The organism is Neobacillus terrisolis, from assembly GCF_051233475.1.
GTDB lineage: Bacteria > Bacillota > Bacilli > Bacillales > Cytobacillaceae > Bacillus_BU.
The window spans coordinates 16,901-40,505 of sequence record NZ_JBKFGH010000016.1 but is presented as its reverse complement, the minus strand read 5'-3'; the positions used below and the strand labels follow the sequence as shown (position 1 = coordinate 40,505).

The following is a 23,605-nucleotide window of genomic DNA, read 5'->3' as shown; positions in this document are numbered from 1 at the left end:
AATCCTCCCCTTTATGCTTTTACCCATTTATCACGATGAATTACTTCAATTGTTACAACACTTGATAATTCATCTGTACGTTTCCCCATTACATTTAGCAATTCTGCGGAAGAATAGAGTACTTCCCCTTTGCCGAGTAACCCTGATGAACCAATCACCTCGACAACTTCGCCTTTTTCAAATGTCCCCTCCACATCATAAATGCCAGCAGGTAGTAAGCTTCTTCCGTATAATAGAAGCGCATCCTCGGCCCCTTTATCAACATAAATTTTACCAGAAACCTTTGAATGAAGGGCAATCCACTGCTTATTATTTGTTACAGTTGTCAATTGATCACTTCCGATATATGTTCCATCACCATTGCCTTCTAAAATTTCCAGCAATTTCTGACGCCCGTTTCCATGCCCAATAAAGACACGAACTCCAAGCGAAAGCGCGGTTTTAGCAGCAATCAGCTTGGACAGCATACCGCCTGTACCAACGTTTGAACCCGTTCCATCCGCGACACCAAGCATTTCGTCAGTTACTTCGTCAAGAAAATCGAATCTCTTTGCATCTGGATTGGTGCGTGGATTGGCATCATATAATCCGTTAATATCAGTCAAAATGATCAAATGCTCTGCATGAACGAGTCCACTTACTAGTGCAGACAACATATCATTATCACCAAAGGTTAATTCTTCAACTGAAACGGTATCATTCTCATTTATGATTGGTAAAATCCCTCTCTCAAGCAGTTCAGTAATGGTTGAATACGCATTTCGATACCGGCCTTTTTTTGAGAAGTCATTTCTCGTTAACAGGATTTGCGCAGGGACAATGTTAAACTTGCCTAAGTGCTCCATGTACGATTGAATTAATAAGCTCTGTCCAACAGCTGCAGCAGCCTGCTTACCCTTTAACGTAACGGGTCTAGAAGGATAACCGAGGCGGGAAAAGCCTGCCGCAACAGCACCGGAGGATACTAGCACAACTTCATGTCCGTCCTCTCGTAATGCTGCGATTGCCTGAATATGGTCGGTGAATTTTTCATAATCGATTTCACCTTTTGCGTTTGTTAATGAACTACTGCCTATTTTGACAACAACCCGCTGTTTTTCCATTTTTAATCCTCCGTAAATTAGAAAAGCGTGAAGATAGACACTAACACTTGTTCTAAAAAATATTTTGTCTGTTTTCAATAAAAAAAGCCCTTTTCGTCTTAATAATAAGGACGAAAAGGGCTTTGCTTCCGTGGTACCACCTTGATTGGATGTAACAGTAAATACATCCCACTTTAACTGATAACGCAAGATTGCGCCTATGCTTTAACATAGGACTCAGAAGGCAGGTTCAACGGCTTTATCGTGGCGGGTCTTCCAGCTAATAAACACCGCTCTCTGGCACATAAAGTACACGCATACTAGTCCTTCTTCAACGTTCATTTGATTTTAATTCATTATGGCAGATAGTCTGAAAAAAAGTCAAGATTGTTCAGATTTTTTTTAAACTACAAAAACTCCTATACTGGTACTCCAACAAAGAATTCCTCATAAAGTGCTTTAACGGCACGCTTCTCTAAATCTTCCTTAACAGCAAACATCATGCTTACCTCGGAGGATCCTTGGTTTATCATTTCAATATTCACTTGGGCCTTCGCTAATGCTTTGGCTGCACGAGCAGTTGTACCAACATTGTGTCGCATTCCTTCACCAACAACCATGATCAATGCTAAATCGTGCTCCACCTTCACTTCATCAGCATGGAGCTCATTATGAATTCGCTCAATAATTTTATTTTCCACGGCTTCTGTCATTTGACCTTGACTTAAGATAATGGAAATATCATCAATACCAGATGGAAGATGCTCGTAGGAAAAGCCATAATCCTCTAAGATTTGCAATAATTTACGACCAAACCCGATTTCACGATTCATTAAGTATTTGCTTACGTAAATGCTGCAAAATCCTCCGTCACTAGCGATTCCAACCACAGGTCCTGCAGAACTGCTTCGTTTGTTTACAATTCTTGTACCAGGTGCGCCTGGATTATTCGTATTCCTTACATTAACCGGGATTCCAGCTCTGAATGCAGGAAGAAGTGCTTCCTCATGAAAAACGGAAAAACCACCGTAAGACAACTCCCGCATTTCGCGATAAGTCATCTCTTTGATTTCTTTTGGATTTTGAACAATACTTGGATTAACAGAATAGACTGCATCAACATCAGTGAAATTTTCATATACATCTGCTTTAATGGCATTAGCCAAAATCGAACCGGTAATATCCGAACCACTTCGAGAGAAAGTGAGTACTTGCCCAAACTCGTTATATCCAAAGAATCCTGGGAAAATAATGATTCCAGATCGTTCACGCAGAGAATAAAGACGAGCATACGACTCCGGTAGGACCTGTGCATTCCCTGGTTCATTACTTACTAGGAGTCCTGCTTCTTTCGGGCTAACATAGGATGCTTCTACACCCTGATGTTGGAAATAAGCTGCGACCAGCTTCGCATTATTATCCTCGCCACTTGCTTTAATCGCATCAAGATAACGCTCAGGTGAGCTTTGATCCCCATTTAGCAAGGCTAAGAGGTCCTCTCGGATTGTATTAATAATATCAGCAGGAATATTTAATTCATTAGCAATAGTAGAATATCTTTCTACAATTTTATCAACTAACTCATTTGCTTCTCCAAGCTCCAAATAGCGCTCTGCACAAGCAATTAAAAGATCGGTAACTTTTATATCGTCAGCGTACCGTTTACCTGGTGCAGAAACGACAACAATTTTCCGCTCCGGATCGGATACGACAATTTTAAATACCTTTTCAACCTGTTCTCCCGATGCTAAAGAAGAACCACCAAATTTCACGACTTTCATAGCAACAACCCCTGATCTCTAAATTCTATGTCAAATAAATTTATATACTATTATTACTCTTTATTCAAAAAGAATCAAGGACTTTCTTCTCTAGATGTACAATTGTTTTCCTGAAAAGGACTTTTTCCGAATCAAAAACGAAAAAGGTTAGATGCGCTTTTACGCTGCACCTAACCTATGTTTACATAATTAATGCTGCATAACGACACGATTGAGCTCTTTCAATTCTGCCTCATGCTGTATCGAACGAGCCGATAAAAGGTCAATCGTCTTTTGATTGTTTTGCAAGGATCCAAGTCGTTTAATCTCCTTGCTTATAAACGATTCTAAATGCTGATATTGAACAATAATACTGCTAATTTTCCGGTCTCGTCTATCATGATCATGTTCAATTTTCTCTAGATTTTTACCCATTTCATCGTTGTTTTTTTCCAACGCTTCCATGCGTTGATCAAGATTTTCCAGCACATATTTCAATTTTTCATAGCGGTCTGCTGCATCTGTTCTTAACTCAATCAAATCATTTTGAAGTTCCGTTATAGTCCTTCGAAAATCTGAAAGTTCTTCCTTTATTACTTCACGTATTAAAGATTTGAGTTCTTCGCTCATTCTTTTTTCCCCCAATTTATTTTTTACTTAATTATGTAAAAGTACTTGGTGATTTTAATGAATGAAAGCGTTTCAAATATACTCAAAAAAGGGTGAAATTTTCAAAGAAACAAATAATTCACTTTTATTTTAACATTCCCAAAAAGATTTGTACTCAACTTCACAAAATAATCAAAATGAAATATTATATTTTCCTAACTTTTTCAACGATTTTTTGTCAACTTTTTCTAGATGTTCCCCATTTCCTGTTCTAAAAGAGCTTGAAATTCTGCTTCACGATTATCGCTTTCTAAAAAATAATCACTCACGATTGCGGTTAGGAGCCCTTTTTTCTTGTCAGGTTCTTGAATAGTTCGTAAAATGGTTCTGCGTGCACGATGAAGGAATTCAAGATAGTCATCATATCGGTCATCAAAATCCTGTTCTAGCTTGTTTTTGATTTTTTTTGCCAGAATTGGACTGGCACCAGAGGTTGAAATAGCAAACGTAAGTCTCCCCCTTCTTAAAACGGAAGGAATATGAAAATCAGAGTTCTCATGATCGTCAACTAATGAAATAAGCTGACTATTATTTGCGTATGTTTTAACCATACGATTGACAGCTGGATCGTTCGTGGCAGCAATGACCATTAAAGCATTATCGATGTCCTCAATTGAAAATGCTTTTCTTTTCCAGACTATCTGCTGCATTTCAACCATTTTTTGCAGTTCACTCGTTAAATCCGGGCTAACCACTTCAATCCTTGCTCCAGTATCGTATAAATTTTTTATTTTTCGTTCCGCTATTTTTCCTCCACCAATAATCACAACCAGTTTTCCTGTAATATGTAAACAAATCGGATAATAGGCATTCATTTAACCACAACCATTTCTCTTAAAACTTTCATATATACCCTGATAACGATAGTTAGAGTATTTTAACCAGTCTTTTCCTTTCATTGTGCCCTATAAATGTTCATCTGTCCATCTGCCAATTTTGGTCGATTAATACCAGTAGGTTCCTTCTTATGCTAGACTGAATACTAGGATGATTAGGAGGAAATATGGGTACTTTTACAATGAATACACAATCAAAATATTTACGATTCATTCTTACTCTTCTTACAGCTATTATCGGAGGCAGGATCTTTTCAGCCCTTCATATACCAGTTCCATGGTTGCTCGGGCCAATGGCAGCTATTTTAATCGGCTCCAAGTTAACAAGAATCGCATTTTTTTGGCCGGTTAAAATCCGCGACACTGGTTTACTTATTTTCGGTTATTCAATTGGGCTCTCATTTACGAAAGATGCTTTAATGAAAATGGTGTTTCAGCTTCCCATTATGTTTTTGTTTACGTTTATAACGCTATTGATTTGTGCCTTATTGGCATATATCGTTTCAAAGCTATCTCGGTTGGATTATCCAACTGTTTTGACAGGTAGCATCCCTGGTGGTTTAACCCAAATGGTTTATTTTGCTGAGGAAACAAAAGGGATCGATGTTTCAATCGTTACCTTTTTACAGGTAATTAGATTATTAGTTATTATTTTTGTTATTCCTTTACTCGTATTTAGTCCAGTATTTGGTGGATCGCACTCCAACACTGCTGGAGCAATTCAAGAGCATGATTGGGAGTTTTTTTCTAAAGCCTTTCCAGAAGTGATCTTGTATATTGCTATAGCCCTTCTATTCGCGTTTTTAGGAAAAAAACTAAACTCGCCAACTCCCTTTTTACTTGGGCCAATCATTGGGACAATCATATTAAACCTTTCAGGCTTGCACGGTTCTGAGCTTCCATCTGTTATTATTGACCTATCCCAGCTTATGATTAGCGTTCATATCGGATTAATTATGAAACCAGATAGATTAGCAGAAAACAAAAATTTACTTTGGTTATCCTTACTTAGTGGAATCATTTTAGTTAGTAGTTCACTTATGTTAAGTATCATTCTGCAGCACTTTTATTCGGTATCTCCTGCGACGAGTTTTCTTAGCTTAGCGCCTGGAGGTATGGATCAAATGGGAATCATCGCTCATGAGGTAAAAGCAAACTTGTCCTTTGTCGCTGGATTTCAGATGTTCCGCCTCTTATTTATTTACTTTGCTGTTCCACCGCTCCTGCGTTCACTTTTTACTAAGCGTCTTGACAGGAGAACTGGCTAATTTTCAATCATATCAAAAATCAAGGGGGAACCGATATTGGGTGCCCCCATTCTTGCGTAAAGCTCTCCCATTCCCAATCATCTAACGGGTTCCGCTCCCTATTTATTCATAGATAAGTAGTACAAAAACCAAACAGCATGATTCTGTTCATCAGCGGCTGCGTTTTTAAATACTTCTTTAATAACCGGATCAGTTGTTTCTCTTGCAATTTCCAAATAGAAGTCTACCGTTTTTTGCTCATCGATAAGCGCAAACTCTAACCCCTCGCGATACGTATTAGGACATTCCTCCGTTGGCTGAATATGCGGGTTTTGACCCGTCAATCTTTGATATATTTGTAAAAACTCCTGATAATGACGAACTTCATCTTGGCGTATTTCCAAAATTTGTTGTCGTACTGTTTCATCTCGAGACATTCGTGCAATCCGCTCATAACATAAAACCGCCGAGTATTCCCCATTTATCGCCTTAGCAATATCCTGTACAAGCTTTCCAGTTTGACGTTCATTCAATCCATACATATACGAATAATCCATAATCTACTCCCCTTTTTTTTGGTCACAGATATTTTATGGAAAAATGTACATAATGTTGCCTTCCTTTCAGTTTAATTCCATTTTGAACGGCGACATGTTTCTCACTTTGCTGATTTTTTTCCCATCTTCTGCTGAATTCCGTCTTGTTTTGATAGCTTTTGTCAAGAGGCAGGAAAAACAGGTAGGACATGATGAATACTATCAAAAGAGTATTTTTAATAGACCATTATAGTAAATTGACTATTAAACATATAGAAAGGGTTGGCATATACATGAATAGTCCAAAATTGAAAACATATACCATCCAAGAAGTTTCTAAACTATTAAATATTCCAGTCGGGACAATAAAACGTTTTGAAAAAGACTTAGCTGGACTCCTTATTGTTCCAAGAACGAAACAAGGAGCTAGATATTTTACCGAATTAGAAATAACCTTCATCAAAAAAATAAAAGAATTACGGGATGCGAACACTAGTATCGAAAAAATAAAGGAAACCTTTTTAAGTCAAGCTGAAGGAAAAGCCGATTCATTAGAGGAAGAAAACGGGACAATGGAAACAACGGAAGTGAAAAAGCTTAATCGAGAGGAATTTGAAACGTCCATCGTTACCGTTTCCCCTTCAAACGATCTACATGCTCAAACAAATGAGCCTAATATTGAGGATTTCTTCAAGGTTATGGACATTTATAAGCAAAACTTACTGGATGAGGTTAAATCTGAAATTCGGAATGGGATCCGAAAGGAAGTAATCGATGAAGTGAAAAAGGAGATCTCAAAAGGCCAGCTCCAAACTGTAAAGACCCTCTCCAGCTCGTTATATAAATTAAGTGAAAACACAAAATCTGACCTTCAAGAACTGTCTAACATGATTAACGAATCATCTGAAAACACAACTGAAAACATCGTTACTTTATCACACATAATTACAGCAACCTCAGAACACACGAGTGGAACGATTGAGAACCTATCAAATCGAGTTGCTGCTAATTCAGAGAACACATTAGAAAGCCTCAATGCCATTTCACAAAGAATTGCCGCAACTTCAGGAAATACGACCGCTTCCATTAAGACTCTTTCAGAAGAAATTGAAAATGTTTCAATCAACACTACGGAAAAAATTGATTCATTATCTAGATCCATTTCCATGGCTGCAGATATTACCCATCATGAGTTAAGTAACTTAGTAGACTCAATAAATAAAGATAGAGAACTATACATTCAAACCTTACATCAGGAGAGGCTCCATTTTAACCAAGAAATCCGCTCTAGAGAAGCCATGTTTCAGGATTTAGTCTCGAGTTTCCGAAATACCGCTGCCTCAAAAGACCCAAAAGATAATAAAAAATGGTGGATGTTTTGGAAGTAAAAAACGAAAACCTAAAAGGAGGATCTCATTTTGAACACAAGTGAAGTTGCAAAGTTATTGGGTGTTTCAACAAGCACAATAAAACGTTGGGTGAAGCAATTAGATTTGCCAATGGAACGCAATGAACGCGGTCACTATCTGTTTAACAATGAGACAATCGACCATTTAAAATCAGTCCAAAACCAGATTAACGCAGGGATTCTTCTCCATGAAATCGCCCCATTACAAGAAAAGGTAATCCGAAAAGGAACGGTTAAATTCGTCAATGAAAAAGAGCCGCATATCGATGAATTGGCTGCAAAAATTGAAACGCTCGAAAGAAGATTGAATGAAAAAGCTGATTCCGTTGCCTCATACCAACTCCTGCAGCATCGTCGTGAAATTGAGGATTTAACAAACCAAGTCAAAACTTTGTCCGCTCAAATTGAGAGCTTAGAAGGTGAACTACTTGAGCTGAAAAACAATACTGAAACGGATCTATCCGATGATTTTGGGCAGCACAAAAAATTAAAGAATATTAAAAAAAAGAACATTCTCAGCAGTTTATTTGGATTTTAAAACCAGCGGATCTCGCTGGTTTTTTTATGTTATGTCTTTTTTTGTGAATTTTTTTGGAATATTCCTGGAATTTTTCCAAAATTTTGAATAAACTTGTAAGGTGGTCAGTTTAACTTGAACGAATATTCCCAGCTGAGAGGGACATGAAATGATGAAGGATAAAAAAAGAAAGATTACCAAAATTATAAGCGCTTGTCTGTTTTCCTATTTTGTTATTTTTTTGATTAGCTTTTTAGCTATTTCTAACGATGTTAAACTAATGGGTCGAATACATAATGACAGTAAAGAAGATAGAAAGTTCGTGTCAGCGAATCACCCTGAAAAGAAAACAGGTATTTCCTTATTAGATCAGGGTCAACTTAATGCCCATATTGCATCTGCCCATCCAACAGTTCAAAATTTGATGCGCACGACCTCATCAAACATCACACCTTCTGTCATTAATTCTGGTCCTGAAGCGGCTCAAACCGAAAGAAGACCCGTTTATTTAACTTTTGATGATGGCCCAAAGAATATAACAACGCAAATCCTCACTATACTAGAGCAATATCAAGCAAAAGCAACATTTTTTATGATTGATGGGAATATTAGGTCCTATCCTGATGTTGTTAAACAATTGGTTGCTAGCGGTCATACTGTAGCATCACATGGTGTATCACATCAACGCCATGCATTCTATCAATCTAAAGATGCGGTCTTATCGGAATTGGAGCAAACTCGAAATACGATTAAAGAGATTACCGGTGTAGACTCTTACTTGATTCGAACTCCTTATGGCAGCTCACCGTACATGACCGATGAATATATGCAAGTTGTGAAGGAATATGGTTATATTTTGTGGGATTGGAATATTGATAGCAAAGACTGGTATTACCGTGATTATCGTTTCGTCGAGACCACTATCTCACAAATTGAAGCTCTTAAGAACTCGAATGATCCACTCGTTATACTTTTACACGAAAATGATGAAACTGCTGCCCAATTGCCTGTCTTATTAAATTATTTAACCAGTCAGCATTATTTCTTGGCTGCGATTGATCCAACAATGGCGCCGATCCAATTTTAATTTAAACAAAAGGGTATGGTCCATAATTCTGGATCATACCCTACATAAACTAAATGTGTTTTTCTTTAATTCCGATGAAAAAAACCCATTACTTCTGTCGTTTCGGTAATATTAACAAAGGAATTAGGATCTACTTCATTAATGATGGCCTTAACTTCTGAAAGTTGATAGCGTGTAATTACGGTCATCAAGATTTTCCGTTTCTCTCCCGTATACGCACCTTCACCATCCATCATGGTTATGCCGCGATACAAATTAGCCAGAAGCTTTTCTTTTAGCTCCTCCCCTTTTTTTGTCACAATCATTAACGTTAGCTTGATATGTTTCGTGTGAATCGCATCAATTACTTTACCGGAAGCGTAAATGCCCAACAATGTATTTAAGGCGGCATCCCAATTAAAGACAAACCCGGAAATAATCACAACAATACCGTTTAGCGCAGAAAATAGCGTCCCTAGTGGGAAATCCCGCTTTTTGGCAATGAGCATCGCGATGATGTCGAATCCACCAGTTGAGCCAGAAGCCCGAAACACTAAGCCGATCCCAATTCCAGAAATCACTCCCCCAAAAAGGGAAGATAAAATTGGTTCTGAGGATAAAGGGGTAACCGGAATAAAATATAAGCTAATCGATAAAACGATTACCGATAATATGGTATATATAATGAATTGTCTTCCTAACTTATAAAAGCCGATGATTAATAACGGAAGGTTTAGCAAAAAATTCAAAAGCCCTGTATTAAGGGGAGTAATGATCCCTAATAATATCGCAATCCCACTAAGTCCGCCACTTAAAATTTGATGTGGGATTAAAAATAAATTAAATGCTGCACCGACAATAATCGATCCGATCACAATAACGATCATTCTATTCATACCTTCACCCCTTAAGAATTACTTCCTTCATTATAGGGTAGAAAGTTGGAATATTGGATTTAATAGTAATTTCTGAAAATACCTCTTGCGGGTTTATTCACTATTAATTGTACTCGACCGTTATTTTGGATACCGCTTCTTCTGCTCGTTTGCGTGCCTCCTCAACTGTCTCTGCTGAGTTTAGCGCAACAGCCATCCGGCGCCCCATCTTTGTTTCCGGTTTTCCAAAGACACGAACCTGGGTATTAGGGACAGCGAAACTTTCTTCGATCCCCTTAATTTGATATTCTTTGCTTTCTTGCCACGCTTTCACGGTTCTGCTGGCACCAGGGCTTAACAGCTGGATTTGCGGAATCGGGTATCCTAATATAGCTCGAACGTGAAGAGCAAATTCAGAAAGATCTTGTGTAACTAATGTAACCATCCCTGTATCATGTGGACGAGGAGAAACTTCACTAAAGTAAACACGGTCTGGAGCTAAGAACAGTTCCACTCCAAATAAGCCATATCCGCCAAGGGCATCGGTAATTTTTTTAGCGACCTCTTGAGCCTCAGCAATTTGCTTTTCAGACATTGGGTGGGGCTGCCAAGACTCAATGTAATCCCCATCTTTCTGAATATGTCCAATAGGTGCACAAAACGTTGTACCAGAAACTGACCTTACAGTTAGTAAAGTAATTTCCGAGTCGAAATGAATAAACTCCTCGACGATGACTCTTGTTTTCTTGCCTCTTCCGCCTTCCATTGCTGCATTCCAGGAGTTTTCTACATCATCTATAGAGCGGCACACGGTTTGCCCCTTACCAGAAGAACTCATCACCGGTTTAATGACACAAGGAGTACCAATCTCCTCAACAGCTGCTTGTAATTCTTCAAGAGTGTTCGCGAAAGCATATTTTGCCGTAGGTAAGCCAAGTGTTTCACTAGCAAGACGACGAATTCCTTCTCGGTCCATCGTTAAATTGGCAGCATTGGCTGTTGGCACTACCCTAAATCCCTCTTTTTCAAGCTCAATTAACGTTTCTGTTGCAATAGCTTCAATTTCTGGAACAATTAAATCCGGTTTTTCTTGCTCAATCACACGGCGAAGCTCGCTTCCATCAAGCATGTCAATACTATAAGAGCGATGTGCTACTTGCATTGCAGGAGCATTTTCGTACCGATCAACCGCAATTGTTTCAACTCCCAAGCGTTGCGCTTCAATTACGACCTCTTTGCCTAATTCCCCCGAACCAAGCAACATCATTTTTTTTGCATAATTCCCAAATGGTGCACCTACCATATTAAATCCTCCCTCAATGTCTGTTATTTGTTGATTCCACCTTACATTTTAGCATGTTTAAAGAATGAAATCTCTACTAAAACCGAATATTATCATTCATATTATAACAATAATTCGGTTTTCAAAATGATTTCTAATTACAAAATCATCATTTTTATGCAAAAACCTTTCTTTATAAACTGGGAAAAGCCGCTTGTCCGATTCGGATTCGGTGACTTTTTGAATTCAACCATTTAAAGTGCGTTTACAAAAGATTGAACGTACTTGAGCATTCCACTTTTACAAATTAAATATATTGGCTACAATTTTATTTGAATGGAGGTTTTCATTTGAGGCGATTTTTTCTAACAATACTATTCTTATTCTTTATATATATGTCCTGGCCTATTTTTATTAATCAGATTGGCAAAACCGAATTTGGACCAATTATTGAAAAAATAAACTCTGAATTGTACGGGGACGAGAAATCTAAATATTCATCAGCTATTGATGGATTTTTCGAAGAAATTCACCAATTTCTGGTCTCGCTCGATTCGTCGATTGAATCCGTTCCAAAGGAATCACCCAAACCGCCTAAACAGATTGAGAAGCCAGAACTGAACCCGCCGGCATCGCAATTGTTCTCAATCAATAATATTGAAATGGGTGATAATAAGCAAAAGGTTGAAGCCTTCGCTGGGGTTGAAAAACGAGCTTCGTATAATGAATATGGACTAAATTGGTACACCTATCACGAAAACTATCAAAACTTTTTCATGGCAGCTTATGATCAAAATAATAAAGTAGTTGGATTGTATACGAATCAAGATTTAATTTCATCCGTTAAAGGCATCACCCGTGGAAGCTTAAAGTCCTTTGTAAGACAGCAACTCGGCGAACCACTAACAAAAATAGAAAAAGAGACTGTATATATTCAACTAAAAAAAGATCAAGATTACGACGTTTATTTAATGGGTGACAGCTATATTACCATCTTCTATGATAAACATCAAAACAACACCGTTACGGCAGTGCAAATCATCAATAAAACGCTTGAAAATAAAAAACAGGATTTTTATGTAGATCCTAGTCCGCCCTTAATCGAGGGATTTGAATACCAATTATTTGACTTAACGAATGCAACAAGGGTTAATCATGGACTTTCCATCCTTACCTGGAATGGCCATGTAAGAGGTACAGCCCGTAAACATAGTGCAGACATGGCTGAAAATAATTATTTTGACCACACAAACCTTGACGGAGAATCTCCATTTGATCGAATGCAGGAGGATCACGTCGTATTCACGTATGCTGGAGAAAACTTGGCCTATGGTCAGTTCAGCAGTATTTTTGCGCATGAAGGTTTAATGAACTCACTAGGACACAGGGAAAACATTTTAAAGTCAGAATTTGAATTTCTTGGGGTCGGTGTAGCGTTTAATGCGAAGTCACAGCCGTATTACACGGAAAATTTTTATGCGGATTAATAGTTATAGAAATGGTATTAGCGTCTGTGGATTTTTTACAAGAAGTATGGTTAGACAGTTAGAGCCTTTTACTGGCCACTTTTTTGGTTTTTTTGCTTAGTTTTGGCCAGCGGGAACCTTCTACTGGCCACTTTTTGGGTTTGTTAGCTTGGTTTTGGCCAGTAGGAACCTTCTACTGGCAACTTTTTGGGTTTGTTAGCTTGGTTTTGGCCAGTAGGAACCTTCTATTGGCCACTTTTTGGGTTTGTTAGCTTGGTTTTGGCCAGTGGGAGCCTTCTATTGGCCACTTTTTGAGTTTGTTACCTTGGTTTTGGCCAGTAGGAGCCTTCTATTGGCCACTTTTTGAGTTTGTTACCTTGGTTTTGCCCAGTGGGAACCTTCTATTGGCCACTTTTGCGTTTTTCCTGCTTACTTTTGGCCAGTGGGAACCTTCTATTGGCCACTTTTGCGTTTTCCCTGCTTGGTTTTGGCCAGTAAGAACTCCCTTACTGGCCACTTTTACGTTTCCCAGCAAATAACTGTTTGGATTCTCTCCGACCGCCACCACCTATATTAACTTTAAATAATTCTTTATAGCATCCGTAACCCCGTCTTCATCATTGCTCTTTGTAACGTATGTCGCTGCATCTTTAATCGATTGTGGGGCGTTGTCCATTGCAATGGCCACAGTTGCCACTTCAAATTGTGATAAATCATTACCACCATCACCGAAGGCATAAATTTCATCGAAATGGATATTTGTTAAATCAGCATAACGTAATAATGCCTTCCCCTTATGCGCTTCACTTGACGTGATTTCAACGTTATTAGGGAAAGAAGATGCCATGGAGATGTTTTGAACATGAGCTAGAGCATTTTTCACTACCTCTATTTTGTCTAGATCTGAAGGGTGAACTAATGCAATCAGCTTATAGACTTTTAGGTCTTGTTTTTCAAACAACTCATCGTAATCAAAATCTCTAAATAATAAATTGAGTTCTTCCTTAGTTTTATGATGCAAAGGTGGCAAGGTAGATGGAAAGCCACCCTGATTCGTGTAGACAAGAATCCCAACATTTAATTCTTTTAATATAGTAAAGATTGGTCCATAGATAGAAGGATCCAATGTAGCCTCAAAGAGCAATTCCCCTGTCTTTGAAAACAAAATCGAGCCATTTACACAAACAATCGGGCAATTCAGGTCTTGTATGCCTGGTACTTTAATGACATCCTGATACGCCCTTCCAGTATTAATAATAACCTCGATCCCATTTTCTTGAAGGCTGAGGATCGTTTCCTTACTTGCTGCCGTTATTTCCGAATTTGAATTTAATAACGTTCCGTCCAGATCAAGTGATACACATTTCACGCTGCTCATACACCTCATTAATATTATTATAAAAACATAATACCCATTCTATTTCATCTCCAACTTTACGTCAAAAGGAAAAAGCACTACTTCACCATAAAAGTAGCGCTTCCCAGTTCAGTTTATAAATTTTGAAATTTAAAATATTTGTCACTCATGTCATCCCAAATTAGTTCCGATACGGGAACAATTTTTATTTTCTTATACCGTTCCTGCTTTACCGAATGTACAATACCAATCGAACAAACCTTACCTGTTACCCCAACATGACCAATCGCGATACCTTTGCCATTTTCTTCGGTAATTTCGGCCAATTTCCTCATTTGTTTTGCCACGTATGAAGGAGAAGAAATATCATCTAAGAAAATATCTCTTTTTAAAAAAGGAACGCCTAATTCTGTTGCAATCTTAGGTATTTTTGAATTTGGACTTGTTCCACTGTCAACAATGTAGAGTTTTTTTTCTTTCGCTACTTCAACAATCGCTCGAACAATTTCCTCATTCTCAATGGCCAATGAACCCATATGGTTATTTATTCCTCTAGCGTGCGGAACACTTTTAATTGCGGCTTTAACACGTTGCTTTACTTCATTTTTTGTTAGATCAACTGTAATTGGCTTTGGACCAAGCCATGAACGTTTACCTTTTTTCGGTTGCATAGGGAGATGAACCATCACTTCGAATCCATTTTTATGAGCCCACTTCGCATGCTTCTTCGAATTATTGGTAAAAGGCATGACCGCGGCGGTAATTTTAATATCTCCTTCAAGAAATTCTCTGACACCACCAATACCACCACCAAAATCATCGATGATAATCGCTGCTTTTAATTCCTTTGCTTCTCCATGGCTTGGAGAAAAAACAAATCCTATTAGCATAAGTGAAATTAGAAACCGGAAGATTTTTCTCATATTTATCCTCCCAAATACTATTTGGAGTTAATATATCCAAATAATCAACGAGAGATTCGAATGATTAAAATATATAAATCCCCGAAAAAAATAAAACCACCTCCAAACTGGAAGTGGTCTTATGCCGTAAATTAATTTTTAATAAATGCTAATACTTCTGAGCGTTTTGTTGCATCCTCAGCAAAGACACCACGAACGGCAGAAGTAACGGTTTTCGCACCGGGCTTATTGACACCACGCATCGTCATACACATATGCTCTGCTTCCACGACAACCATTACGCCATGCGGTTCAAGGGTTTCCAAAATTGTATCAGCCACGGTCGCAGTAATTCTTTCCTGTAATTGCGGACGGCGCGATACTGCCTCAACGGCACGAGCCAGCTTGCTTAACCCGGCGACACGGCCATTTCTTGGAATATACGCAACATGAGCCACTCCGTAAAACGGAACAAGGTGATGTTCACACATAGAATAAAACGGAATATCCTTTACAAGTACAAGTTCTTCATGATTTTCACTAAAAATCGTCTCAAAATACTCCTTTGGATCAATCGTTAATCCAGCAAAAACCTCTTCGTACATTTTCGCAACCCGCTTTGGAGTGTCAAGTAGTCCTTCCCTGTTCGGGTCCTCTCCAACTGCTTCTAAAATTAAACGTATCCCCTCTTCAATTTGGGCACGATTTACCTTTGACATATTGCTTCCCCCTACGGTTAACTATTTTAAATGAGAGGCCTTTCGTCTCTGCCTCTGCTCAACATTATCAGGTTGATTTCAACCATTAAACCTATCCTACACGCCTCGTTTATTACCCCAAATATAGGTGTGCAACTGAGGCAGGACTTTGACATCCTTAAATTCGTTATCTTCCATCACTTTGTTAATCAGCCATTCATATTTTTGTAAAAGCAAAGCTATAAGCTGCGCATTTTCAGTTGTATTAATATCATCATTCCCTACTTGCAGGAAAAATGGAATGTTTGGATAACGAAGATAAACCTCTTTTGCAAATTGATAATCTTGATCGTCAAACACAACGACCTTCAAGCTTGTGTGATGCGATGCATCAGCACTTCTTAAATTTCCAATAATTGAATCAAGCGCCTGAAAATCTGTTTTCATTTTGGAGCTAGGCGGCTTCGGAGAAATGGTCAGTTCATCAATTTCATAAAACCAGTCCTGCCACTTACTGCCTTGTGTTTCCAAACCAATTTTAATGTTTTTCTTTTTTAATAAGTCGATTAATTCGCTTAAATTTTTTAATAAAGCTGGATTCCCGCCGGAAATCGTCACAAAGGAAAAACCATCTCCACCAAGTGCTGTAAGCTCCGACCAGATTTCTTCTGCTTCCATTTGTTTTATTAAATCCTTACCTGATCCATCCCATGTAAACGCTGAATCACACCACGAGCAGGAGTAATCACAGCCCGCCGTTCTGACGAACATTGTTTTTTGTCCGATTACCATTCCTTCACCTTGAATGGTTGGTCCGAAAATTTCCATTACTGGAATTTTAGTCAATCTCCATCCACTCCCGTCTAGCTTCTGCATAGCTTGTCGGAGTTTCATATAGACGAACAAATTCCACACGAGCACCAAGGTACTGCTTCTGTCTATCTTCTCGTTGCAATGCTTCTTTCATTTTTTTATAAATCCAAACGACCATATTTTCTGCTGTTGTGTTCATTGGTGGCAATGTTTCATTTAAATATCGGTGATCGAGGAAGATCTCGATTTCCTGCTTCCAAATTTCCTTCAAATCTGCAAAATCCATCATTAGCCCGCGTTTATCAGGGAATCCGCTAATCCCAAAAATGACCTTATACGTATGACCGTGAAGGTTCATACATTTTCCATCATACTCATGAAGATGATGAGCAGCGTCAAAAGTAAATTCCTTGCTGATCATGACGCGTTTAGAATGATATTTTAGTTGATCACGACGGATATCTTCATCTATTTTCTGGAGCTTATCAACAATTCGAAAACCATACATGCATTAGCGCTCCTTTCTTACCATCAAGTAGTCGTCATGTCCCTTTTGACGAAGCTTGCAAGCCGGGCACTCACCGCATCCATCGGCAACAATGCCGTTGTAGCAAGTTAATGTCTTTTCGCGGACAAATTCGAACGCCCCTAAATCATCGGCCAGTTCCCATGTTTCCGCTTTATTTAACCACATCAAAGGTGTATGAATAACAAATTGATAATCCATTGAAAGGTTTAATGTAACATTGAGCGATTTAATAAACACATCGCGGCAGTCAGGATAGCCACTAAAGTCTGTCTCACAGACACCTGTTACAATATGTCTTGCTCCAATTTGACGCGCAAGTACACCTGCAAAGGACATAAACAATAAGTTGCGTCCTGGAACAAAGGTGGATGGAAGCCCGCCATCGACCCCGTCCTTCACATCTATATCGTCTCGAGTCAAAGCGTTTGGTGCTAATTGATTTAATAGTGACATATCCAAAATATGATGCTTGATCCCTAATTCATTAGCTATATTTTTCGCACATTCAATTTCCGATTTGTGTCTTTGGTTGTAATTAAATGTTACGGCTTCTATTTCTTTAAACTGTTTTTTAGCCCAAAATAAACATGTTGTGCTATCCTGGCCACCACTGAAAACAACAACCGCTTTTTCGTTTTTCATCTGACACATTCCTTCCCACAAAAAAACAGCACTACTAAGAAAGCAGTCCTGTTTTCCTTAGTTTTTTTGAGAGGGTAGCTAGAACCTCTTTATAAAATTTATCATTAGTATTTTAACATAACTTGAAAACCAATTCATTATACCATAAACCTTATGCAATGGTTAAAAAAATTAGAGATTAATTTAAATCTTTATCAAAATAAGGCGTGACATGAATTCGGTATGTTTTTGCCGTTCATTTGGCAAAACGTGCCGAGTTTACGGCTTATCCTCCTGTTATTACCGTATTTCCAGGTGGTTGTAAGCGCTTTAAAAGTTGGCACGCTTTTTGCATATTAGTTAAATGAATACGTTTACAAAGGAGATGGATTTTATGGGGAACAATGAAAATCAAATCAGAAACGTTTTAGTACAGGAAAACAATCGGGGCACTAAACTAATGAAAGCGGCAGTCATTAACGAGTTTAAACAAAAGCTTGAAATCAAAGAAGTGCCTGTACCTGAACTAAATTATGGTGAAGTTTTAGTAAAAATTAAAGCGTGTGGTGTTTGCCACACTGACCTTCATGCTGCACATGGAGACTGGCCTGTAAAACCTAAATTACCACTGATTCCTGGGCACGAAGGTGTTGGAATCGTTGAGGAAGTAGCAGAAGGTGTTACATCCATTAAAGTGGGCGACCGCGTTGGGATTCCTTGGCTTTATTCGGCTTGTGGTGAATGTGAATACTGCTTAACGGGACGCGAAACGCTTTGTCCTCACCAATTAAACGCGGGGTATTCAGTCGATGGCGGATACGCAGAATATTGTAAAGCACCAGCTAACTATGTGGTGAAAATTCCAGACGGCTTAGATTTGCACGAAGTCTCCCCTATTTTTTGTGCTGGTGTGACTACCTATAAAGCGTTAAAAGTTTCTGATGCTAAGCCTGGTGACTGGGTTGCCATTTATGGAATTGGCGGTCTTGGACATGTGGCCTTGCAATATGCAAAAGCGATGGGATTTAATGTCGTGGCGGTAGACATTCAAGATGATAAACTTCAGTTAGCCAAACAGTTGGGAGCGGATCTAACAGTAAATGGATTACGGACAAATCCGATTGAAGAAATCCAAAACCAGGTTGGCGGTGTACAAGCTGCGGTCAGTGTTGCCGTAACGAAGAAAGCGTTTGAACAGGCGTACGGTTCTGTAAAAAGAGGCGGTACATTAGTAGTGGTTGGACTTCCAAATGCTGATTTGCCAATCCCAATCTTTGACACGGTATTAAATGGAGTTACCGTAAAGGGATCGATTGTTGGAACAAGAAAAGATTTGCAAGAAGCCATTGAGTTCGCCGCACAAGGTAAAGTTCGCACCAATATCGAGGTACAGTCTATCGATCAAATAAATGAAGTATTTGAGAGAATGGAAAAAGGAAACATTAACGGGCGTGTCGTGTTAACATTAGAATAAACCCACAATTGAACAAAGACATAACAAAGGTCAACGGGAATCTCCCCGTTGACCTTTGTTGATACAGAAATTTAAGCTTCAATTTTCTTCTCATTCAATAAGTAGCGAAGCTTACGCATCGTGATTTGTAATCTCTTAGCGGCTTCCTTTCGATTTCCAAGTGTATCCTTTAACGTTTTATAAATGAATGCTTTCCCAACTTGAGATTCGAGATCTTTCATTTGACCAAGAATATTTTCCAAGTTGATTTCTTCTTTTTGCTCAAAAACGGTTAATAGGTTGTTCGACCATTCTTTAATATACCTTTCTAGATCAGTATGATCCTTCTTTTCAGGTAAAGTGACCGTAACCGCAGGATTACCTTGATTAAATAATGGAAGGTCCGAAGCCGTTATCCATCCATTTCTACAATCTGATAACGTCATCACTCTCATCACGAAATTAGCAAGCTCACGAATATTTCCAGGCCATGAATAAGCCTGAAGGGCCTCCAGCGCCTCTTCTGTGAAGGTAATTGGTTCTCCCCCCTGGCGTTGAATGACGTGATCGACCAATAGCGGGATATCCTCCTTTCGTTCTCTTAAAGGGGGGATTTTTAGATGGACGACATTTAAGCGATAGAGCAAATCCTCGCGAAATTTCTTTTTTTCAACTGCCTCAAACAGGTTTTCGTTAGAAGCTGCGACAAGACGTGTATTCGTTTGAATCATCTTTTCGCTTCCAACCCGCATATATTCCCGGGTTTCAAGGATTCGGAGCAGTTTAACCTGGATTGAATGGGATGCTTCAGCAATTTCATCTAAAAACAGAGTACCTTTACTGGCAATCTCAAATAATCCTTTTCTCTGTTGAATTGCTCCCGTAAAGGCTCCTTTTTCATGACCAAACAATTCGCTTTCTAATAAGGTTTCTGAAATGGCTCCACAATTCACGCCTACAAACGGTTCTTCACAACGGAGACTCGCTTCGTGAATAAATCGTGCCAATACTTCTTTTCCAGTTCCTGTCTCACCTTCTATTAATACATTAATATTTTTGCCTGCCACTTTATAAGCTGTTTGAATGAGACGATTCATATGGTCGTTTTTTCCGATAATGAATCCCATTCTTTCAGCGATCTCATGAATATTTTGGTCTGATGTATTGGTGGTGTTCCCTATAAGGTGCTCGATCTGTTTCTCTAGCACATCAATATCATCAAAAGGTTTTTCAATATAATCAGAAGCGCCTAGCTTCATTGCTTCTACAGCGGTGTGAATGGTACTGTATCCTGTCATCGCCACCGCTTTACACCCTGGCTGCTGCTTTTTTAGAATTGCTAGTAACGACAAACCGTCTGTGTCAGGAAGCTTTAGATCGATTAGCGCAGCTTGAAAAATTTGTTTTGTTAGATTAAGCCGTAAAAATTCCTCACCGCTATTTGCCACGGTAACCTTATAACCTTTTGCACTAAACAAATGGGATAAGAAATTTCCAACTTCTTTTTCATCATCTACTATGAGCAAATGGATCATGAGCTCACCTCAATTACCCTTGGGGGCTGTAACGGAAGTTTAAGCGTAAAAGTACTTCCCTGATTTAGCTTACTCTTTACTTCGATGGTACCACCGTGAGCTTTCGCAATCCCGAAGCTTACGGAAAGTCCCAGTCCAGTCCCCTTTTCCATTTCCTTCGTTGTATAAAATGGTAAAAAAATATCGGATAACATATTTTCGTGGATCCCAATTCCATTATCCTGAACCGTTAACACAATTTTATTTCCAACAAGCAACGTTTTAATAACGATTTCCTTGTTGATATGGTCTGAAATTTCAAGTGCATCACGGGCATTTAAAATGAGATTTACGATAATTTGTTCAATTTGCTGTTGGCTTCCAAGTAATTTTGGTAATCGATCGGATAGTTCTAAATTCACATCGACCTCGCTTTTTTGCAATTGATATTTTAATAGATGCAGTACTTGGTTAACCGCTTCATTTAAAGAAAATAACTCAAATAGATATTCATCCTGGCGGGAAAACGTTAACAGGCTTTTAATTATTTTTTTACTGCGATCACCACAGTTTTTTATATCCGTTAATAATGAGTAAGCGGGATCTTCCTCTTGACTATTTCTTAATAGTATTTGAGAATTCCCTAGAATGGCTGTTAATGGACTATTTAGTTCATGGGCAATACCAGCCGCCATTTCCCCAATCGCTGCGAGCTTTCCTGAATGAAGCAATTGCGCTTCCAATTTCCGTTTCCCCGTAACATCCTTTGCATACAAAATGACTCCATATACTTGGTTTTGGTTGTTTTGAATCGGGTAAGTATAGGCTTCAAAAATAGACTGATTATCGAAATACAGATCACTATATTCCGGCTTTAAAGATTGCAGCGTAGTTTGAAGAAGGGTTTTAAGCCTTTCATCCACCTCTTCAGGTTCACAGTTAAAAACGTTTTTCGCAGCATCATTAGATTGGAGTATGTGCAAATTTTTATCAAAAATAACGATCATATCATCAACAGCCTTAAACGTGTCTTCCCAATGTTGTTTGCTGCGAACCACCTCGGTATAAAGCTGGGTATTTTCAATACTAACCGCCAGATGGTCTGCAAGATTCTCTAAAAAGGAAACATCCTCGTCACTCCAGCAGGCTCCATCCTTACGTCCGATACTTAAAATTCCAATTCCTTTATTTTTTATAAAAATAGGAAGGACAAGAATACTATTTATTTTAGCTTCAAGTAAAAATTGTTTTTCGAAAAACTCATCATCTGTTTGCTCAAATTGCAGGTGGATTGTTTCTTTGTTTTTTAAGGATGACCAGTAAAGAGAATTTTCAACAAAAACAGTTGAATAAACTTTAGAACAGTGACTTTTCTCAGGATACACATTAGATAAAACTAGCTCTTCGTTTTTCAACACCAATAAACAGATCCGATCACATTTCATGAAAACGGTTAATTTATCAATAACATTCTTTAATACATCATTCAGCGACATATCCACTTTAATACTTTTCATCACGTCATTTATGATTTCTAATTGCATATTTTTTTTACGTAGTTGCTCCACTGTGCTTTTTAACTCGGTATAATAATTCCTTTTCGAGGATTTAACCCCTGTTAAGAGAGCAATCATTTCTTGTTTTCCCTCAACCATTTGTCCACCTCATTACAATGTACTTCTCAATAACTTTTTCATTTGATCTAGTGAAATATCCCTTGGATTGGTAATCATGCAAGCATCCTGTAAAGCGAGGGTACTCATTGTATCAATCATATCCTCAGTGAAGCCCAGCTCACTTAATCCAAGTGGAACCCCAATATCGGATGCTAAATCCCGAACAAATTGAATCGCTTCATTTCCTGCTTGTCTTTCGTTCAATCCCCTCGTATCAATCCCCATGTATTCAGCTATCTTCATATATCGGTCTGGGACAGCGATAAAATTAAAATCCATAATATAGGGAAGCAAAACTGCATTAATCTCTCCATGAGATATAAGCAACTTCCCTCCGATTGCATGTGATATGGCATGAACAGCCCCTAATATAGCATTGGAAAAAGCTAATCCCGCTTGAAGACTTGCCATTGCCATCCCTTCTTTCGCTTCCTCGTTTGCCTTTGAAGCAACAGATGGACGCAAATATTTACACACAAGCGATAGAGCATTCTTTGCCTGAACATCTGTCAGCGGTGTGGCTGCCATACTGACAAAGGCCTCTACTGAATGGGAAAGTACATCCATGCCTGTGGTCGCCGTTAAAAAGGAATCCTTTGTCACTAAAGTAATCGGGTCAACGATGGCTATATCAGGTACGAGCGATTTTGAAATAATCGTCATTTTCTTTTGCCGTTCTGAATCAACAATAACGGAAAATTGTGATACCTCAGAACCCGATCCTGCAGTTGTTGCAATCATTATTAATGGCGGGAGAGGTTTTTCAATTTTATCAACGCCTTCATAATCACTAATTTCCCCTCCGTTAACAGCTAGAATCGCAATCGCTTTCGCGGTGTCTAACGCACTTCCACCACCTAAGCCGATAATGGCATCACATTCATTCTCGATATAAACCCGACACCCCGATACGACGTCATGATCCTTTGGGTTTTCAGTAACCTCTATAAACGTGGCCACTGGAAGATGGGATTCCTGACAAATAGAAATTACCTTTTCTAGCCACCCTGCTTTAGCTACACCGTAATCACTAACAATCAATACTTTTTTTGCCCCCAAGCGAAGACAGGCTTCTCCCGCTTGTTGAATAGAATGTTTTCCAAAGATGATTTCGGGTGCGACAAATTTACTTATATGCATGATTTTCACCTATATTAATTATTTATTACGTTTTAATTACTCGATTAATAAGGAATATTCCTGTCTAATTTTCAATTTTTTTCAAAATATTATTTATTTTCAATCTATTAGAAGAAGAAAAAAAGAAGGTCAGAACAAACATAAGCCTATAAGAATAA

The 23,605-nt window shown here is 38.5% G+C and carries 22 protein-coding genes, 1 riboswitch and 1 other annotated feature; of the genes, 6 read left to right on the top strand and 16 right to left on the bottom strand.

The genetic code is table 11. The annotated features are described in order from the left end of the window. Nucleotides 1–11: 11 nt before the first annotated feature. The 4 genes from proB to ACI48O_RS11075 form a co-directional block, all read right to left on the bottom strand. A complete protein-coding gene (proB, locus tag ACI48O_RS11090; RefSeq protein ID WP_435561870.1) occupies nt 12–1,103 on the bottom strand; it encodes a glutamate 5-kinase in 1,092 nt (363 codons plus the stop codon). Between the two features lie 103 nt (nt 1,104–1,206). Beyond that, nucleotides 1,207–1,426, bottom strand: a binding site (T-box leader). A 75-nt stretch (nt 1,427–1,501) separates the two neighbouring features. Then, complete coding sequence (locus tag ACI48O_RS11085; protein ID WP_435561869.1) at nt 1,502–2,863, bottom strand: aspartate kinase; 1,362 nt, start codon at nt 2,861–2,863, stop codon at nt 1,502–1,504. A 189-nt stretch (nt 2,864–3,052) separates the two neighbouring features. Then, on the bottom strand, nt 3,053–3,472 hold the full coding sequence (locus tag ACI48O_RS11080; RefSeq protein WP_435561868.1) for a hypothetical protein: 420 nt from the start codon (nt 3,470–3,472) through the stop codon (nt 3,053–3,055). 227 nt (nt 3,473–3,699) lie between these two features. Continuing rightward, entirely contained in the window at nt 3,700–4,326 is a 627-nt protein-coding gene (locus ACI48O_RS11075; protein ID WP_435561867.1) for an NAD(P)-binding protein, read from the bottom strand. Between the two features lie 188 nt (nt 4,327–4,514). Between ACI48O_RS11075 and ACI48O_RS11070 the strand changes: the two genes are divergently transcribed. Beyond that, nucleotides 4,515–5,615, top strand: coding sequence for an AbrB family transcriptional regulator (locus tag ACI48O_RS11070; RefSeq protein ID WP_435561866.1), 1,101 nt, complete (start codon nt 4,515–4,517; stop codon nt 5,613–5,615). A gap of 98 nt (nt 5,616–5,713) precedes the next feature. On the opposite strand, the gene ACI48O_RS11065 is transcribed toward ACI48O_RS11070, so the two are convergent. Beyond that, a complete protein-coding gene (locus ACI48O_RS11065) occupies nt 5,714–6,136 on the bottom strand; it encodes a ferritin-like domain-containing protein (protein ID WP_435561994.1) in 423 nt (140 codons plus the stop codon). Nucleotides 6,137–6,423: 287 nt separating this feature from the next. On the opposite strand from ACI48O_RS11065, the gene ACI48O_RS11060 reads away from it, so the two are divergent. The 3 genes from ACI48O_RS11060 (at nt 6,424) to ACI48O_RS11050 (ending at nt 9,142) form a co-directional block, all read left to right on the top strand. After that, entirely contained in the window at nt 6,424–7,518 is a 1,095-nt protein-coding gene (locus ACI48O_RS11060) for a MerR family transcriptional regulator (RefSeq protein WP_435561865.1), read from the top strand. A 30-nt stretch (nt 7,519–7,548) separates the two neighbouring features. Then, nucleotides 7,549–8,076 carry a MerR family transcriptional regulator gene (locus ACI48O_RS11055; protein ID WP_435561864.1) on the top strand — a complete coding sequence of 176 codons (528 nt, stop codon included), beginning with the start codon at nt 7,549–7,551 and terminating at the stop codon, nt 8,074–8,076. 148 nt (nt 8,077–8,224) lie between these two features. After that, nucleotides 8,225–9,142, top strand: coding sequence for a polysaccharide deacetylase family protein (locus tag ACI48O_RS11050; RefSeq protein WP_435561863.1), 918 nt, complete (start codon nt 8,225–8,227; stop codon nt 9,140–9,142). 65 nt (nt 9,143–9,207) lie between these two features. Here ACI48O_RS11050 and ACI48O_RS11045 read toward each other — a convergent pair whose 3' ends face one another. Together ACI48O_RS11045 and purT are read right to left on the bottom strand one after the other, a co-directional pair. After that, entirely contained in the window at nt 9,208–10,017 is an 810-nt protein-coding gene (locus tag ACI48O_RS11045; RefSeq protein WP_435561862.1) for a YitT family protein, read from the bottom strand. Between the two features lie 103 nt (nt 10,018–10,120). Then, a complete protein-coding gene (purT, locus tag ACI48O_RS11040) occupies nt 10,121–11,299 on the bottom strand; it encodes a formate-dependent phosphoribosylglycinamide formyltransferase (protein WP_435561861.1) in 1,179 nt (392 codons plus the stop codon). A 329-nt stretch (nt 11,300–11,628) separates the two neighbouring features. On the opposite strand from purT, the gene ACI48O_RS11035 reads away from it, so the two are divergent. Then, nucleotides 11,629–12,765 (top strand): CAP domain-containing protein, encoded by a 1,137-nt coding sequence (locus tag ACI48O_RS11035; protein WP_435561860.1) that lies wholly within the window; start codon nt 11,629–11,631, stop codon nt 12,763–12,765. A 547-nt stretch (nt 12,766–13,312) separates the two neighbouring features. On the opposite strand, the gene ACI48O_RS11030 is transcribed toward ACI48O_RS11035, so the two are convergent. From ACI48O_RS11030 to queC, 6 genes are all read right to left on the bottom strand, one after another. Further along, nucleotides 13,313–14,122 (bottom strand): Cof-type HAD-IIB family hydrolase, encoded by an 810-nt coding sequence (locus tag ACI48O_RS11030; RefSeq protein WP_435561859.1) that lies wholly within the window; start codon nt 14,120–14,122, stop codon nt 13,313–13,315. Nucleotides 14,123–14,235: 113 nt separating this feature from the next. Further along, nucleotides 14,236–15,024 (bottom strand): divergent polysaccharide deacetylase family protein, encoded by a 789-nt coding sequence (locus ACI48O_RS11025; RefSeq protein ID WP_435561858.1) that lies wholly within the window; start codon nt 15,022–15,024, stop codon nt 14,236–14,238. Nucleotides 15,025–15,155: 131 nt separating this feature from the next. Beyond that, entirely contained in the window at nt 15,156–15,722 is a 567-nt protein-coding gene (gene folE / locus ACI48O_RS11020) for a GTP cyclohydrolase I FolE (RefSeq protein WP_435561857.1), read from the bottom strand. Nucleotides 15,723–15,818: 96 nt separating this feature from the next. Continuing rightward, on the bottom strand, nt 15,819–16,547 hold the full coding sequence (queE, locus tag ACI48O_RS11015; protein ID WP_435561856.1) for a 7-carboxy-7-deazaguanine synthase QueE: 729 nt from the start codon (nt 16,545–16,547) through the stop codon (nt 15,819–15,821). Further along, nucleotides 16,540–17,022, bottom strand: a complete 483-nt coding sequence (gene queD / locus ACI48O_RS11010; RefSeq protein ID WP_435561855.1) for a 6-carboxytetrahydropterin synthase QueD — start codon at nt 17,020–17,022, stop codon at nt 16,540–16,542. Before queD ends, queE begins: the two co-directional genes overlap by 8 nt. 3 nt (nt 17,023–17,025) lie before the next feature. Then, nucleotides 17,026–17,694: a 7-cyano-7-deazaguanine synthase QueC gene (gene queC / locus ACI48O_RS11005; protein ID WP_435561854.1), complete on the bottom strand. Its 669-nt coding sequence runs from the start codon at nt 17,692–17,694 to the stop codon at nt 17,026–17,028. 42 nt (nt 17,695–17,736) lie between these two features. Next, a riboswitch (PreQ1 riboswitch) is annotated at nt 17,737–17,779 on the bottom strand. A 345-nt stretch (nt 17,780–18,124) separates the two neighbouring features. Between queC and adhP the strand changes: the two genes are divergently transcribed. Continuing rightward, nucleotides 18,125–19,138: an alcohol dehydrogenase AdhP gene (adhP, locus tag ACI48O_RS11000; RefSeq protein ID WP_435561993.1), complete on the top strand. Its 1,014-nt coding sequence runs from the start codon at nt 18,125–18,127 to the stop codon at nt 19,136–19,138. 71 nt (nt 19,139–19,209) lie between these two features. Here the strand turns inward: adhP and ACI48O_RS10995 are convergent, their stop codons facing one another. Genes ACI48O_RS10995 through ACI48O_RS10985 form a run of 3 tightly spaced genes read right to left on the bottom strand, consistent with a single transcriptional unit; the run spans nt 19,210 to nt 23,447 of the window. Beyond that, a complete protein-coding gene (locus ACI48O_RS10995; protein WP_435561853.1) occupies nt 19,210–20,652 on the bottom strand; it encodes a sigma-54-dependent transcriptional regulator in 1,443 nt (480 codons plus the stop codon). Continuing rightward, complete coding sequence (locus ACI48O_RS10990; RefSeq protein WP_435561852.1) at nt 20,649–22,286, bottom strand: sensor histidine kinase; 1,638 nt, start codon at nt 22,284–22,286, stop codon at nt 20,649–20,651. Before ACI48O_RS10990 ends, ACI48O_RS10995 begins: the two co-directional genes overlap by 4 nt. Before the next feature lie 12 nt (nt 22,287–22,298). After that, nucleotides 22,299–23,447, bottom strand: a complete 1,149-nt coding sequence (locus tag ACI48O_RS10985) for an iron-containing alcohol dehydrogenase (RefSeq protein WP_435561851.1) — start codon at nt 23,445–23,447, stop codon at nt 22,299–22,301. Nucleotides 23,448–23,605 lie beyond the last annotated feature (158 nt).